General features: G+C 53.4%; 7 protein-coding genes. 2 read left to right on the forward strand and 5 right to left on the reverse strand.

The annotated features are described in order from the left end of the window. Positions 1-2,145 (forward strand): hypothetical protein (locus GJR98_RS17575; protein ID WP_191965520.1); only part of this gene is annotated, 2,145 nt, incomplete at its 5' end. 109 nt (positions 2,146-2,254) lie between these two features. Beyond that, positions 2,255-5,353 (forward strand): PD-(D/E)XK nuclease family protein, encoded by a 3,099-nt coding sequence (locus GJR98_RS16930; protein WP_191965521.1) that lies wholly within the window; start codon positions 2,255-2,257, stop codon positions 5,351-5,353. A 71-nt stretch (positions 5,354-5,424) separates the two neighbouring features. Here the strand turns inward: GJR98_RS16930 and GJR98_RS16935 are convergent, their stop codons facing one another. Genes GJR98_RS16935 through GJR98_RS17755 form a run of 5 tightly spaced genes read right to left on the reverse strand, consistent with a single transcriptional unit; the run spans position 5,425 to position 16,470 of the window. Then, positions 5,425-10,914, reverse strand: coding sequence for a DEAD/DEAH box helicase (locus GJR98_RS16935; RefSeq protein ID WP_151139923.1), 5,490 nt, complete (start codon positions 10,912-10,914; stop codon positions 5,425-5,427). After that, the gene (locus GJR98_RS16940; protein ID WP_151139924.1) at positions 10,911-11,687 is read right to left on the reverse strand and encodes a hypothetical protein; all 777 of its coding nucleotides are present in this window, start codon (positions 11,685-11,687) and stop codon (positions 10,911-10,913) included. The genes GJR98_RS16935 and GJR98_RS16940 overlap by 4 nt, the downstream gene beginning before the upstream one ends. Before the next feature lies 1 nt (position 11,688). Further along, the gene (locus tag GJR98_RS18150; RefSeq protein ID WP_228717213.1) at positions 11,689-14,736 is read right to left on the reverse strand and encodes a hypothetical protein; all 3,048 of its coding nucleotides are present in this window, start codon (positions 14,734-14,736) and stop codon (positions 11,689-11,691) included. Beyond that, the gene (locus tag GJR98_RS16950) at positions 14,733-15,632 is read right to left on the reverse strand and encodes a hypothetical protein (RefSeq protein ID WP_151139925.1); all 900 of its coding nucleotides are present in this window, start codon (positions 15,630-15,632) and stop codon (positions 14,733-14,735) included. The genes GJR98_RS18150 and GJR98_RS16950 overlap by 4 nt, the downstream gene beginning before the upstream one ends. Next, positions 15,625-16,470: a hypothetical protein gene (locus tag GJR98_RS17755; protein ID WP_225316458.1), complete on the reverse strand. Its 846-nt coding sequence runs from the start codon at positions 16,468-16,470 to the stop codon at positions 15,625-15,627. The genes GJR98_RS16950 and GJR98_RS17755 overlap by 8 nt, the downstream gene beginning before the upstream one ends. Between the last annotated feature and the right edge of the window lie 166 nt (positions 16,471-16,636).

A 16,636-nucleotide genomic window follows, 5' to 3' on the forward strand; every position in this document is an offset into this window, starting at 1 on the left:
ATGACATCTGAACTCACTGACGACGAACTAATCGGCAGAATCGAGGGCATCAAGCAACACATGCAGTTGCTCGAAGAGCTCGGATTCGAGTTTCTCACACTACCGAACGTATTCGAGGTAGACCCCGTTGCAGAAGAACCATTCATCCTCTCAAATTCGTTCATTCCAGAGCAAATTGGTGGCTCAGTCAGAGTAATCGAACGTGGTGACGAGGAGGATGGAAGCATCCAAGAACCGCTGGAAGTCGAGAACCTCAACCATATGCTCCGGAGTTTTCTTCCGGGTGGCTTCCAGAAACGCTGGAAAGCGTTTGACCTCTGGCAAGGTGACTGGGATTTCAATCCCGATAACCCGGGTAGCGCCGATATTTCTCCGATGTTCGAGTTCAAAATGAAATACCCGCTTAGCGACATCCTCGGAGATGACATCGACGAGTACACACTCCTAGACCACGATGTCGACGACGTCGTCGTGTACATCCCGCAATCGATGTACGTCAAGCGGCTTTCTCGAGACACTCAGTATTACTGGAGTGTTGACTATCAGACGATTTTCGCCGCAAAGAGCCCGTTCGGTCGGCATTTACCGCTCGGTCGGAGTGACCCGACGACCAACTATCTGTGGTTCCGGCATCTGAAGAGTGACATATCGGCACCGCAAGAACCACTCCCCGACGGGAACGACCTACTCGTCTCACACGCCTACGAAGATGAAGTCGAATTCATCCGGTGTTACTACACGTCTCTTTTGACGCTGTACGAAAAGAGGAACAACAACACGCTCTCGCGAACCATTGACTACGTCAACACCGAAGACGAAAAACGAGCGTTCGTCGCCAGCAACGAGCGAAGCCAGTTGCTCTTATTCAATATCGACCGCCAGACGGTGCGACAGCGCGTGAAGGCAGTCCTTGATGAGCATCCAGCACTACGACGCGATCTCCAGTTCTCGCTCGCACACCGACTTGTCTGGGACAAACTGTTCTTCGAGGAGGGTGCCTTAGAGAACGTCTTCCAAGTAGAGCCGTTTATCAACCACCTCATCGGGGTTGATTTTCGTTGTCGAACGACCGAACTCGCTGCGTCGGTCTTTGACGCTGACACCGAGACGATTATCGAACAACTCCGTGCACTCCTCGAACCCGGAAAGGGTCTCGAACAGGGGCCACTGTGTCTGATGGGATACGACCCCGCACCACAGTCCGCGATGATTGACGTTGTCGACTCACATGAGGAGGTCGTTCACGGTATTCTCTCAGAATGCGCCGACGAGGAGACGCTCCTTGACTTTGCAGAAGAAGTATTCGTCCACTCTGTCGAACACGGATTAGCAACGTGGGCAACAGATGAGACCTCCGCTGGTGGGTCGTTCGAGTTGTGGTACGACACGAACTTCCAAGGACGGTCCGACGACCACGCACGCCTTGGTATCTACGACTCGATTCAAGGCGGTGCAGGCATCGCAGATGAAGTACACGACCACATCAACGATAGCCCAAATATCGACCTCGACACTGGTGTCGGCAAGCAGGCGGCCTGTCACACTGCTGCAGCAGATCAGACTGTGCTCGAAGTCCTCACCGAAGCGAGCGGTGACGTGCTCTACGACCTCTTTCACGAGTCGACACGGGCCGAATTTGATACGGACACAAACGAACAGAATGAAGGCGAGGACGGCGAACCGACAGGATTCCAAGCGCAGATTACTGCGATTCGTGACCAGGTCATCGACGACGAAGGTATGTACAACTTGAACGACCTCACGTCACACATCGAAAACCGGATTCAGGCCCTGTTCGAGACACGAGAAACTGCGCGGTTCTACGCGTACGTCGCCGCCGAATACGCAATTGTCGAAGACCAATTAGAACGCACCCCCCGGGCAGTCGATATCTTGCTCCATCTAGACCACCACATCTTCCGTGACCCACGCGTTAGAGAGACCTACCGACGGTTTGCTGAGGACGATAAGGGGCGTGACCTCTCAGAGCTCGGCGAGCGCTTAGAGGAACTCACCCACCAGTGTGTCACTGCTTGTCCAGACTGTATCGAAGCAGAGGAACCGAACTGTGTTCACGGGATGAAGTACCAAGCACAGTTGCTCAACCGACGACTTCTCAAGGAGGTCTCTTCATATGCTGCATAATTTAGCGAAAATCACAGACGAATATGCACGATTCGGTGGAAACGAAGTCACTGTCAAATGCCGCGTTATCGGAAGCCCGAAACGAGGGGAAACTGGCGGTGAGAAAGTGATGTACGAGGTCGCAGACCCGAGTGGGAACCTCGAGTTGCCGACGATGCTGTCGTTCTGGCTTGAAGAACCAACCGAAGATGGGTTCACCGACCTCTCGAAAACGGATTCAGCTGTCCTCGATGCGTTGTCGACAGGGAAAAATAATGTTCCACACCTTCGACGCGGGGAGACAGTCCTCGTTCGGGGTATCCCGAGACTGACGTCGAAAAACGGCCAACGGCTCTTCATCAACGTCACTTCAGTCCTCATCCGAGAGCCGGACATCCAGATCGGGAAAAGTGAGATTCGGACACAGGAATCCTGTCCGCGAGAGTATTACCTTCGGTACGTCAAGAAGACCTACCACAACAAATCGCTGAACAAGAACTCTTTCCGTGGAACAGCAGTTCACCTCGTCACTGAGCATGCAGTTGATGGCCATTCAGAGAAGTTTGCAGCAAACGCTTGGACCGAAGACGAGGCGGTTGCGTTCGCCGACGAAATAATCGAAGAACACCTGAGTATCGAACAAGCGAAAATTGGGCTTGCTGGGATTAAACTCAAGGAAATCAAAGAGCAGATCGAAGAGATTGCCGCTCGACTGTTCACGTCCGAGGCGTTCTGCGAACGCATTGCCAATGCGACAAGAATACAGACCGAACACAGGCTTCCATCAGCATACGGTTATAACGGGTTTGTCGACATTATCCTAGACGACGTCCCATACGACCTGAAGACGACGCGAAAACTCTTCGAATCGAAACAGGATAAACACAAACAGCAACTAAAATTGTACCTGTTCGCTCTTCTCTTGGAGCAACTCGAAGTCGGAGAACAAATCGAAGAAAGACTCGAAACGGGCCAAACGGGCTACCTCGTTTATCCGAACCTTGAAGACTCTGAGACGGTGTCGATAGAACAAGTCACCCTCGAGCTTGAAGACGTGGCAACGTTGCTTGCGGCACGAAACGAGGTCGCAGATTCTCGTGATACGTTTGGCCCTCCGTCACCGTACAACCGAGACTGCGATGGGTGTGAATTCAAGCACGGATACACTCATGCTTCGACCGGAGAGACGCTCTCACCCGCATGTACCTTCTACTGTCAAGACGAGCGTCGATGGCCGTGCTATGAGCTTAGTCCGTCGGGTGCTGTTGAGACAGAGTGCTCTCGATTCGACGACTGTGGCCAACGACTGGCGTACCGCGATACCGACGTCACAGATCACTATAACGCCCTCCGGAGCGCTCTCCAACAAGAGCGAGAGACACGGCAAACTGCCGGGGAACTCCTATCGAGCGTCGATGAGGATGCCCTCGCTCGAACTGGGCGGGTCGTCACAGGACTCTCACTCTCTGGTGCAAGTCAGGATACAATTGTCTACAATCGCGATTCTGCTGTCGTCTCTGCATTCACGCCAGGCGACATCGTCAGAATCGAACCCGAGAGCGACGGACGCACTGGCCGGTACGTCCCCTACCTTGGACGACGAGATGGTGGGTTTGTTTTCGGATTCGAAGACCTTGACCCAGTGTTCATGGACCCAACCGAGACGTACCGAGTGTGGTACGGGTTCGATGCAGAGACCGTGACTCGAAAGTACCTCCCGTATCTCGACTACGCACAGCGGACCGGCGCAAAGCCTGGCTTCGAGTACGAGGAACGCAATGAACTCGCAGGCGAAATCGAACTGAATGACTCTGCTGACATCGTTGACCACCTCGACAGCGACGAGGTGTTTGTCGACCTCCCGGCACGGCGCGACCGAACTGCCTTACTCGCCGAAACGGTGTCCTCGCTCGCCACTGCAGCGTATCCACATCCGGAAAAAGAAGACGAAGTGGTCCCCGAAGCAGGGCGACGTGCACTCATCTTAGGAACGTCACCAAAAGAAGTGGAAATCGCTCATCGAGCGACACCAGATGGCCCGAACTACCGCTTCGATGACTTTTCGACTGGCTCAGACACCATCCACGCCGGTCTCCGTCGAGCGGAAATTCAAAAACGTCTACTCGAGTCGCGAACACTCGTGTCGTCACTCCAGTATGCAGTTCGGACTGGCACGTTCCACGACCTCGCAGAAGGTGGCTACGGTGACCGAGACCACTCGAAGAGGTTCTTCGACGTCGTCGTCATCCTCGGGGCTGAACAGGTGACAGAGCCTGTGTATCTGTACCTACGCGATGTTGCCGACCGGGTCGTCACTGTCGGGGACAAGCGGGCACACGGCCCGAAAATGGTCAGTTCTGAGGCTCGTGAGCACGGCCTCAATCGGTCGTACTTCGAGGGAGCATATGAGCGATACGCATCGATACCCGCAGATGGGGCCACGAGTCTCCAGTTCGATGGGGAAGGAAATGCGTTCATCCGTGAACTCTTCAGAGACGATCCATTCGAGAAACTAGACTCGACGCTCTCGTTTTTGGGTATCTCTGGCGGAGAATCCACTGATGCGAGCGAGATAACACTCAATGCATCTGTCCGTGTACGACGTGGTTCCGGTGCCCCACAGAAACTCGTCTTCGACATTAGCCACACGAGTGCAAACCCGTTCGAGATTCAACAGACGTTTATTGACAGAGAATACCTCGATGCCACCAATCTCCCCAGCCCAGAAGGATCAGTTCTGCTCGACGGCACGCCACTGTATCTGACGTCGAAAGAACCTCTTGAGGGTGATATGCAATCGGACAGCCACCGCATCGTCATCCATGCAGATGCCGACACAATTCCTGCATTCTCGAAGACGTTCCTGTACAACCGTATCGAGGCACGAATTGTCGCACAAGTCGCCGACGACTACGACCCAGACTACATCGTCACGCCATTCGAAGCACACGCAAATGAACTGGCGTTCCGACTTGAAGAACAAGGACTCGACATACCTGTCAAACTCGCTCAGGAACTTGACGGCGATATCGCAGACCGGGCAATTGTCAGTTTCGCAGTTGCGAACGATGCAGGCATTCTTCACCCACCGCTGACCGACCCAGAGACGCTCTATGCGCTCTTTTCGGCGGCAGAGGACATCCTAATCGTTGGTCACAACCAGACGCTTAAATCGAAAGATGCGCTAAAGAAGTTGGTTACTGAACAGGCGGAAAAGTACGAACCCTAAGTTCAGGGTTTGGAACTCAGGACAACCAACTCGATTGTCTATTAAAGCAAAAAAGTCGAACTAGTTCGCGGTTAGTTGCTGGAATCGGCCGCGAGTGTGACCCCGTGATCGAGCAGTGCAGAGACGTCGTTGCGAGCAAGCGTTTGTGGGTCGTTGTAGGTGTCACACCCGTACTGGAAGACACAGAGCGGACACCCACTGTCACACTTGCACTGGAAGTGCTCTTCGATGAGGTCGATTGCTTCTTCGAAATTCCTGAATTCGTCGTCATCTGCTTCGACGAGGAGTCGGGTGATTTGTGCACCACCTTCCTGTGAGTCGAACAGATACATCGTCTCGTCGTCGATACTCTCGCCGAGTTCGCGCACATCGACCCCACCGAGGTACTGGAGTGCAACACGGAATCCGTGGACGAGTGCGTGTGTTGCTTCGCCTTCATCGTCGTCAAGGCGAACCCGCAGGCCATAGGTGTTATATCCGTATCCGAGTCGGACGAACTCAGACGGCGCTTCGTAGTCATCAGGGTGGTGGTCCGGGTCTGCGGTACACCGGCCACTGTGGTCTTCGGGGTCACGTTTGATGACGCCGTCACAACTCTCGTGACCACATCGTTCGAAGAGCGTCTCACGCGAGTCGATGCTCCCGCTTCTGTACTTGACTCGATAGCTCTCGGCGTGGACGAGGACGTCCAGTTCCCCGTATTCGACAGTGCCGACTCGATTTCCACTCTCGTCTTCGAGTTCAAACTCGTCGACGGTATCGAACGAGAGGACTGTCGTGTCGCGGTCAGTGAACGTCGCTTGAATGCCTGCATCCGGGTCTGCGTAAAGTTCACGTGCGCGGAACGAATCACCAACAGACGACGAGAGGTCTTCTCGATACGCCGTTACCGAATCGAGAACGGCGAGCCGACGTGGTTTCAATGGCACATCGGCATCGCACGAACAGGTCTCTGCGTCCAAGGGATACGCCGAGTGACATGCTGGGCAGACCAACTCTTCGGCGAGTTGGTCGTGTCCCGCTGTTTCGTCGACGACCGACCGAACCGATTCAGAGGAGAACTGGTCGTACTTCGCACGGGCAACCACGTATGTTTGATTCTCGTGGAGATACGCAGCACCAGGATGGAACTCTTTGATGGCCATTCGCATTTCACGGCCATTGTTATCGCCGAGTTGCTCTCTGGCATAATCCTCTTTAACCAGTGTTGTTTCGACGGTCGACGAAATCGAACGCATGTTGAACGCGAACTTACTCTGTCGCGACGTCCGGAGGAACTCACTGTACTTTTGCTGACGAATCGAGTCGAGGTGGTCGTCGATGACCGACTCTTGTGCTCGAATCCGGTTTACTTCGTCTAAGAGTCGAGTTGCTTCGTCATCGTCTCGTGACCGCTTCCTCTCGCGCTGGAGCGACCGTCGCCGCTCGTACAACTCGTCTTGTGCTTCGAACAACTCGTCGGTGTAGTTGAAGAAGTGATAGACATAGTGGTCTGCGAACTCTTCGACTGCGGCCTCTATGAGGTCGTCGTATTTTGTTGCAGCGTACTGGATTCGACCGGAGCAATCTTCTGCTGTACACCGTGTCTCGTCTACATCGGCGTCGTACTTTTCGCCGCAGAGCTCACAGTAGCGATAATCGAGCAGTGAAGAGAGATACGTCTCGATGTCATCGGCGTAATCGTGGACAATTTCATCTAACACCTGTACTTTCGACCGGCGCGTGTCGAGTTGGAGTACTTCGTTCGTCTGTGCCCGAACTGCGGTGAATTTCGCACAGCCTTCGAGGTCTGCGTCGGACGGTTGGTGGACGAAACTGTCGCCACCTTTGATTGTTGTTCGGTTCCCTTTTCGTTTCAACTCCCACGGGATTGCGAAGTTCGCGGCGATGTAATCGAAGATGGCCCACGAAAGCGACACGCGGAGGACCTCCTCGTTGTGTTCGTTGAGTGGGACGTCTTTTGACGAGGTGTGGATCAGGTCGACAGGGTTCTCGTAGTAGTAGTAGTCGATTGGGTTGCGTTTGCTGATGCTGTGGACCAGTGCAGACTTCGATTGGCGGCCTGCACGACCGACCCGCTGGAGATAGGCGTTCATGTTCGGTGGCGTTCCGAACAGCAACAGCGAGTCGAGTCCACCTATGTCGACCCCGACTTCCATCGTGGGACCTGATGAGAGGAAGTGTGGATGTTTGCCCTCTTTGAACAGGTACTCGATATTCCGTCGTTTTTGCTTATCTGTTAATCCAAGATATTCCTCTGCCCACAGCAACATGGCCGCCGCATACGTTGCTCTGTACGCGCGATAGGTGAACCGTGGGTGTTCAGGATCTGCAAGTTCGTTCAGTGATGTGTCGAGTGTGACGGACTTGGCAGACTGCAGACTGAACATGTGTTCGAGAGAGGAGTATGTCTCTTCCCGTTGTGGGTCGTACCACAGGTTGTCTCCGTTGCCTGCGACGGTTACTTCGAGTGCAGTCGGCGACAGTGAGACCCAGCCACCGTCTTCGTCGTGTTCCAGCACACCACCATTGACTAGCCCCTGGAGCACTGGTGTCGGGTTGTTTACCCCAGAGTTCTCACGGAGGGCGTCGATGTGGAGGCTGTTTCCACCGGCAAGTTGGCGGACGATCGACCGCTCGTCTGCATCCAAGTCGATTCTTGGGTCAAGACGAACGTCGATGACACCAACTTTAGAGAGTGGGTCATCGTGCTCACTGAACCGTTTGCTATACCGGTGTGGAAGCACTCGTCGGAGAAGACGGTCTTTGACTGCTTCTTCTGGGTCCCACCTGTACCGTGGACCTCCTTTCAACTTCTCCAAGATGTTCACAGAGCCTTCGGTGACGTCGGATGTCGTCGAGAGTTGTGCCTGAAACTCTGCGAGTTGGGTGAAGCTTTGGTCGAAGACGTCTTCGAGCGAGACCCAACCGTCGCTCTCGAGCATACTGGTGACGATCACTTGATCGAGTACGGTCTCGACTTCAGGGTCGTCGAAGTCGCGTCGAAGGCGCTTCATGTCTTGATGGGAGTCAGAAAACGAGAGCATCTTTGAAGACTCGAAGCCCTCATCCTCAGCAACACTCCGAAGGAGGTACTGCGCCGTGGTGACTGCTAAGTTATCGTAACTGTAGGTAAGCTCGTCATATCGGCTTCGACGATAGCTCGTTCCTGAGTGGTAACACGGCACGCCAGTCTGAAAGTCCGTGGGACTCCGAAGTCCACCGTTTGCATCGAACATACCGTAGGTATCGACATCGACGGTCCGGGATACGAGCTCGGGATTACCACACCCACACTCAAACCCGGTAACGACTTCAGACTCACAATTTTGACACACTCGCCGGTGTGTGAGTTCAAACAGACCCGCCCGAGCGAACGTCCGTGACCCGCACTCACACTTGTCTGGTGGAGTTTGGGTGAAGTATGTCCGACTACACTTCTTGTCCTTCTTCCGGCAAACCCACGGGAGGTAGTGCGTATTCACGACGCGTTTGCCGCAGTCACAGTCGACGATGGTATCTTCGCTGTGGTGTGTCTCACTGCAATCGGGACATGAGACTGTTTCACCGGACAGTTTTGGCTCCAGTTCATCCGAGCCACAGACATCACATCCATACGACACGGGATACTCTTTTTCGCACGCTGGGTTGACACAGACCGCGGTCTCAGCACTGACTCGGGCAGTCGGTGAGTCACAACTGTCACAGGTCGTTGTGGTTTTCCGCTTGCCGACATACCCACAGTCGTTACATTCGAGCCATGGACGGAACGTCACACGCAACGAATCGACCTCCTTTCCGCCAACAGCACACCGCTGACACGTGTGCTCGTCTTCGCGGCGACCACCGTGTTCTGTCGGGGTGTACGGGTCTAGTTGGTCGCACTCGGGACAGTACCACGCGACGAGTGATTCCTCGTCGCAATGCCGGCAGTATGTTGCCCGTGTAACGAAGTCGTATCCACACTCGCCACACGATCCGCGCGGCGACCGATACACCGCATCGCATCGACCACACGAATAGAACCCGTCGAGTGGCCATGAAAAGAGGTGTGTGCGATTTTCGAGCAGCCCAGAAAATTCACCGATCGTCCTGACGTTGGCAAGCGTTTGTTCTGCTTGTGTGTCTGTGAGATCGAACGTCGAAGTAAGCTCTGCAAGTAACTGTTCACGGGTTTGGGGTTTCTCACGAAGGACTCCGTGAACGTATTGAATCGCTTGGACTGCGGCCGAAGACGGCTCTGGTGTGGTCACGAATTCGAACACCTGTTCGCGAACAGCCTCTGCGACCTCGTTCCGACTGAGCTCTTCGTGTCCGTCAACGACGAACGCCCTGTCGGCAAGTGCTGGCGGAGTCACACTCTGGTCGCGACCCATCTGGATGAGCGACTCTTCATCGATTTGGACGTTCGAGAGAACCTCGGGCATCGAATCGGGGCGTATCGGGTCTAACGTCCGTGGATTCTCGTCGACGTGTGTAATATCCGAGGTGCCTGCGACTTTTCGGAAGAGTTCGTTGTGGTTGTTGACGGTTGCGGAACTCGCGACCACCTGTAGGTTATCGTCGCCAAACCGTTCTCGACGAAGCGCCCTGAGGCGCTTGACTAGCATCGATGTGTAACTTCCGAACAGTCCTGTGTAGGTGTGAACCTCGTCGAACACGAGGAAGTCTGGTTCGTAAATGAACGCGTCTTGTTCGCTGGTCGCGTTGACGTTCATCGCCCGGAAATTGATGATGTCCGGGTTCGTGAGGATGATGTCGACGTGTTCTTCGAGGACGTCGTTTTTGGTGAGGTGGATGAAGTCGAGCGGAACATCCGACTCACACTGTTGCTTGGTTGGCTTGACGGTAAACCGGCCAGAGTCAGGAGTAACCCGGAGGTTCTTGCTACAGCCTCGGCACTTCGCCAGTTCCTCGTTGTAGCCAGGACACTCAAAGAACTTAAACGAAGACCGGAGATAGCCTTCAGCCCCACCTTCGCCTTTGTGTGTAGGGGTGTCGCCGTCGTAGATCCCGACGGTGATGCGCTTTCGCTTCGGCAACTCACCGTTTATTCTGTACAAATATTCGATGAGGCGCTTGAGCTGGTCTTGGGCGAGTGCCTTTGTCGGATAGACGAGCAACGCTTTGACGCTCTGTGGGTCACATCCCTCGATTTCTCCTTCCTTCGCACGAAGAATATAATCTAGGATGGGGAGAAGCCACGCCTCAGTCTTCCCTCGACCAGTCGCTGCGGTAACGAGGGTATCGTCACCGTCAGCAACAGCCTTGACTGCTCGCTCTTGGAAATCGTACAGGCGCTTGAACCCCAGTGACGAAAAGGCATGTCGAACCCGCGGGTGGAGTCTGGCCTCGTTTGAGAACTCTTCCCACGGTTGATCGCTCCAATTCGGGATATCGAGTGCTTGCATGAACGGGCCACGTGACCCGACAAACGTCTCGTCTGTTTCCGTGTTCTGGAACCGGTGATAGACGTTCCGAGCGGCCTTGCCTTTGTTCCCGATGATGTACGACTCGTATGCCGATTTGACTTCCTCGGCGCGTTTGGCTGGATCTTTCATCGTTTTCGAAGTTCGAGTTGAAGCGCCTGTTCGAGCTCGGGAACCTGTTTTACCTCGCGCAGCGTCTCCATCGAGAGGTCGGACAGGCGAACCGGCTTGTCGTCGGTGAATCTTTTGAGCTCTTCTATGGTCTTGTCTTTGAGCTCATGTTGGGTTTGGAATGCCTCCCACCCGTGCTTCTCAGTGTTTTGTTCCCACCGGTCTGTGAGGCTATCCCACCGGACAGCAAGTGAGTGAGGGTTCTCCTGAGTGTTGCGAATGCTCTGGTCCAAGAACGAACGCATCGTGTCGATAAACGAGATGAACTCGTTGTCGCCACCACCGATAATCTGGTTCAATTCACGGGCAGACGACAGTTTAGCTTTCCATCCATCTCGGTGGGTGCCGTCTATCTTCGTGATTGTTTTGTCGGTTGCTGTCCCAAGTTGGCTTTCTGCGTCATCCACTGCCTGCTCTAGACTGACGATAGAACCCTTGTTTGCGTGCTCGATGAGTACGTCGTCACTGATGTCGGCGGCCTGCTCAGCGGTTTCAATAGCCCGGTTGACCGCTGCTGGGGCCGTGTCATCGAAAACCTTCTCGAGAACAGCGACATGGAAGGCGAGTTCTTTGGCTGTCCCTTCGAGGGTCTCCAGCTTCTGATTGAGTCGTCTGATGTCCCTCGTTGCGGATTCAACCTCTGCTTCTGTGTTTTTGGCAACCGCGATGTTGTTCGACTTTTCCTCGCACGCTTCGACTTTGTCTAGCAGAGAGTTGTTAACCAACGTGGACATGTTAGATACCTCCAAGGGTATTCATCACAGAACTGCGCTTCGTCTGGAAAGTCGTAAACTCACTTGACTCGCGAACGAGCGAATTGAACTCGTTCTTGTCAGCGCCATCGATTTGCTCGATAGCAGTCAGCATTTCATCGAGCGTTTCGTAAACCGTCCAGGCTTTCTGTGTTGCCCGACTCTCGTTGTACTGATGCATGAGCGTCATTACTTCGAGACCGTTGTCTGGATCGATGTCATCGAAGGTCCGTAGTGTCTGCCCGAACTCGTTGAGTTTGAGCGACCCTGGACGTTCCTCTAACATCTCACCGACTTTTTCCCACCGCTCTTTAAGATTCAACTCAGTGGGACCGATACTGTCACACAGGCGGTCGTACATATTTTTCAGGTCTGCCGGTGTGTGGTCCATACTGTACAGTGGTCTGACCGTATCGATGTCTTTCTTGATTACGCCGGAATCGAACGAGACCTCTAGTTTCTGCATTTCATTTGCGTACTCTGAGACACTCGTCATGAGAGTCTCTGCTCGGACTGTCGCACCACTTCTGGTCGTACCGACTCGGTAACCATCAGGCAAGTCGCTCGCAGATATTTGGGCTGCTGCATCCAGATAACCGTCCAAATCATTCGAGACCGCTCGTATTGCTGGAGCGAGTCGTTCGTCATCGACAACGTTCTTTTTGAGTAGGAAGTAGCCTCTGGACAACTGAGCGATGTCTGTCCGCCTCATCGACATGTTGTTGAAGCCTTCTATGAGGGACTTCGAGAGGTCGAACGTAGACTGGTCCCACTTGAACGGAGAGTGATCCGGCGTACTGAACTCATCGGGGTCACTGAACAGTAACTCGCGGGTAATTTCGTCTACCCCTTGGGCACTATTGAACAGTAGGAAGCGAGCAAGGACGATGAACTCCTCAATGGTCATTCCGGGCAGACACGCTTCGATGTCGTCTCGCATCTGTTTTCGAAGTCCAACGACCTTGTCGTCGGTCCACGCTCGGATTGCTTCGAAGTTCGTCTCTTCAGGGAACTCCTCATCGAGTCCATAGCGCATCATGTTCAAAAGCATCCGCTCGTAACCCGCATGCCCCTCCGGTTTGTGGGTGACAGTGATGCCGATGTTCTTTTTTGCGTCTGCTCCGCGAATCTCGACTGGGACATCGCTGCCCGTTGCATAGTAGAATCCCGCAGCTTTCTCCGCTGTCGAATTCTCGTTTGCAAGTCGAGTTGGGTCGTGGAACCGATTGAGTGCAGTCTGTACACCTTCTCGGAGTCGGTTTGCACTCGGGAAGTCACCGCCGCCACCGTACCAACTCTGGAACTGTGCGATACGTTCTCCGTTTCCAGATTTCGGTTGCTCCGGAGGTTCTGGTGGGTCTTCCGGAGGGTCTTCCGGTGGGTCTTCCGGTGGGTCTTCCGGTGGGTCTTCTGGTGGGTCTTCCGGTGGGTCTTCTGGTGGGTCTTCCGGTGGGTCAAGAGAGACTGGTTTGAGCTCAGAATCGTGAACCGTCCATTGCGGTGTCGGGTAGAGGACAGAGAACTGGACTTCGTCGTCTGTGACCGTAGCACTGTCCGGAATCCCGACATCGAAGGTTTCGAAATACGTTCGCGGAACGACGACCAGCTTATCGTCCTCAGGCGACACCTGACCGTACCACTTTACCAATCGTTGTGCCTCGTAACTGAGGCCCTCTGAAGAGATCGGCGTCGCGAAATCGCGGATGTAGGTATTTCCGTCAATCTGTTCATGTGGTGGGACGTCTGAACGGAGACAATCCCCAATAACGTGGTACAACAGCAGTCTTGGTGTCTGCTGTATCTTTCCGTCTTCCTCAAGGTGTTTGTACGCCCGCATGACGAAGCGTTTGTTGAACGGGTAGAGATCTTCGAAGGCACCGACGTCGACGTCGGTTTCGATATCCGAGCGTTCGTTAATGACCTGCAGGTAGTTTTCGACGAGTTGGACGGGCATCGCCCCTTCTTCGAGGAAATATGCCTCGCCATCGTCGTTGGTGAGTCGGAGATACCCATCTGCACGTTGAATCATGTGCGACAGGCCGCCGGCAGTCAATGCGTCGTCTGCATTTTCACTTTCCCACCCGGTCGTGTATCCGAGAACGACGTCGAACCCGCTCGTCAGTTCTTCACCACCGTCTCCTAATTGGAAAATGGTGTCCATGAAGTCGTCTTTCAGGAAGTTGAAGGTGGTAACGTCCTCACAGATGAGGACTGGACGAACACCATTCTCCTGGTACTTGTTGGCAATCTCGAGGAGTTCCCCTCGGAAGTCTTCGATGCCGATATTCTTCTGGAGACGACTGTGGATGGCGTTTCGAACTGCCGAGTAGACATCCTCTGCGTACGATGCGTCCCCAAAGACGTTGAAACAAAGCTTCTTGAACTCCTTTTTTGTCAGGAGGTCGATTCGCTGTTCTTTGCTTTCCTGTACGACCGCATCTTGATACTCGCGGATATTAGCGGTAAGAACACCGCGTAAGTCACTCTTGTTCGAGTTGTCCTCGAGGAATTTTTTGAGGTCGAAGTCGCTGAACTTCTTTGCGTCGAACGTTCTCAGGCCGGCAATAATGAAGTCTGCAAGGTCTTCAGGATCGAGTGTAACGACGTCGTCGAGTGGTTCTCGATCTTCGTCGAGGTGCTCGTAGAGTTTGTCGAGAATACCGCTAATACGGGTATTGTTTCTCGAGATGTGAATTGCGACGTGGTTTTCGGCACCTGGTGCTTTTTCACCACCACGGCCGTTAATCCGGTATTCGAGCCACTGGCAGAGGTGGCTTTTCCCACTCCCGACCTCCCCTTTCAGCATGTAGATTTTGTTTTCATGGCTCGAAGGGGCCGAGTTCGAAAGAATGTATTCGAGAAGCTCCTCGTCAGAGATGAAGTCGTTAGCGTATCCAACGAGAGTCTCTGCTCTAATCTTCTGAATTGGGATGTGTGTCTCGAGGAAGACTTCGGGTGTCTTCTGTTGGGACTCTTGTTTAATGTACTCGTTGACGACGTCGAGAGACCAGGTTTTAGGGAATGTACTCATGTTCGAAGCCTCCGCTCGTTACGGTCGAGCGGGTACCAGTATGCGGGTCGGTCAGGAAGCGATTCGACAGTGTAGGTTGCTACGTTTCGTGGGGCGCCGTTTGACCGCGGAAGTGACGCAACAATTCCGGCATCCGACATCGTCTGGAGCGAAATGGCACCTTCCATTTCGATGTCGTTGAGCACGTCTGCGACGCCCGCAGCAAGCTTTGGAACACCAGGCCGGTCAGCAAACACCGGCATGAACTCCTCGTCGATCCACTTCAGCGCACGTGCGAAACGTTTGGAGTCTTCACCGTTCTCGGCGTACCACGCTAGCAGCTCGTACATGAGTGCTCGCGTCGGGGAAGCGATGATTTCGTTTTCATCGAGATCGGTCGCATCGTTGACGTAGGAAATCGCTCCGAGCGGATCGAATAGGTTTGCCCACATTCGTATTTTTTCACCCCGCCACGTCAGGTCGAACGACCGATCAGAATCTGCTTTCACCGCTTCGAGTAGATTCTCCTCAGTAACCCGGCGACAATTTTGTTTAGCAAGTACGTCGAAAATATAGGTCAGATGATACTGTTTACCGGGCTGTTTCCGAACATGGTGTAGGACACGTGCCTCGAACGAGAGGGAGGAGTACACGTCTTCGTTCGAGAGTGACACGACGTTTTGGGCGGATACATCGACCATGTCTATCGCACGTAAAAATTTCAGCGACTGGTCGATATGTTCGGTTTCGTAGCCGCTCGTCATCGGGCGGCCAAATCGTTTCTCTAACGTCGAAACAGGGACTTCACCCTGTGACTCGAGTGTTTTGTAAATCGCCTTTAATTCGGCCCCTCTAACAGTACTGTACCCTGTTAGTAGGGCACTCGGTTTGTCGTTGTTGTGTTTGAAATCAGTCATTATCGTAAAGTGCTGCGTTCCGCTCTCGTTGCTTGTCGAGTTCTTCAACGTCGAAATCACACTGTACGAGCATTGCGTCCATCTCATTTGCAATCTTTTGGACGTAATCCCGTTCAAGCCACGAACGAAGCGTCTCGCGCATCCGCTCGGTGTACTTGGTGAGGACGTTTTCGAGGTCGTGTTCGACGAAGTAGTACAGTGGTTCCCAGACGCGACTGTCTGGTGGCGCTTGTTGATAATCGAACAGCGCCGGAAGAGTATCTGCGGGTGCTCCAACTGACCGGTGATGGTCCGAAACCTCGTGGAAAAAGTAATTCCGTGTCTCGCTGAACGGGATCGCAGAATCGAGGTTCTTTCTCACATATTGCTCCAGTAGATTCGGATACTTGATCGTCGTAATTGGGCCAAATTCATCGTTTATCGGGCGTTGTTGGTCGTATGCCGGAGTCTTTGGGGCATTCGTGTCGGTGACGATGACGTAGATGTCGTTGTCACCTCGTGAACGTAGTATCTCACGCATCAGATGCTGTTCGCCCATACGTTCGATCCCGTTGTGGTCGATTGGATAATCTGTCAACCCTGCGCTGCTGACAGTATGAACAACTGGATACGAAAGGTCTGCAGTGTTGAGTCCGTTTGGGTCAAGATGTTCGTAATCAACAATTTTGAAACCACTTTCCCACAATGGAGTGTGGAGAAATCTGCCGAACCCGAATTCTTCGAGAAGCGGAAGACTGCGCAACTGTGCCCGTTCTTCATGTGTGTGATTCCCAACCTTTGGGTCTTTGATAACGACCAATTTTGGCCCGGATGTTTCAGATAAATTTGCCAGTCCCATGAATCCCTACACTAATACTATTCTTGCAGATGAATATAAATGTTTGCAATAGATGAATACGAAGGGCCAATCCAAATTTTAGATACAATACGTTGCTCTTATATTCTCATTCCTGGGGCTGTTGGGGGTGTGATGATTGATACCACTCAATTTGCGTGTCTCTGTT

The sequence above is a fragment of the Haloferax marinisediminis genome (assembly GCF_009674585.1).
In the GTDB taxonomy this organism is placed as follows: Archaea; Halobacteriota; Halobacteria; order Halobacteriales; family Haloferacaceae; genus Haloferax; species Haloferax marinisediminis.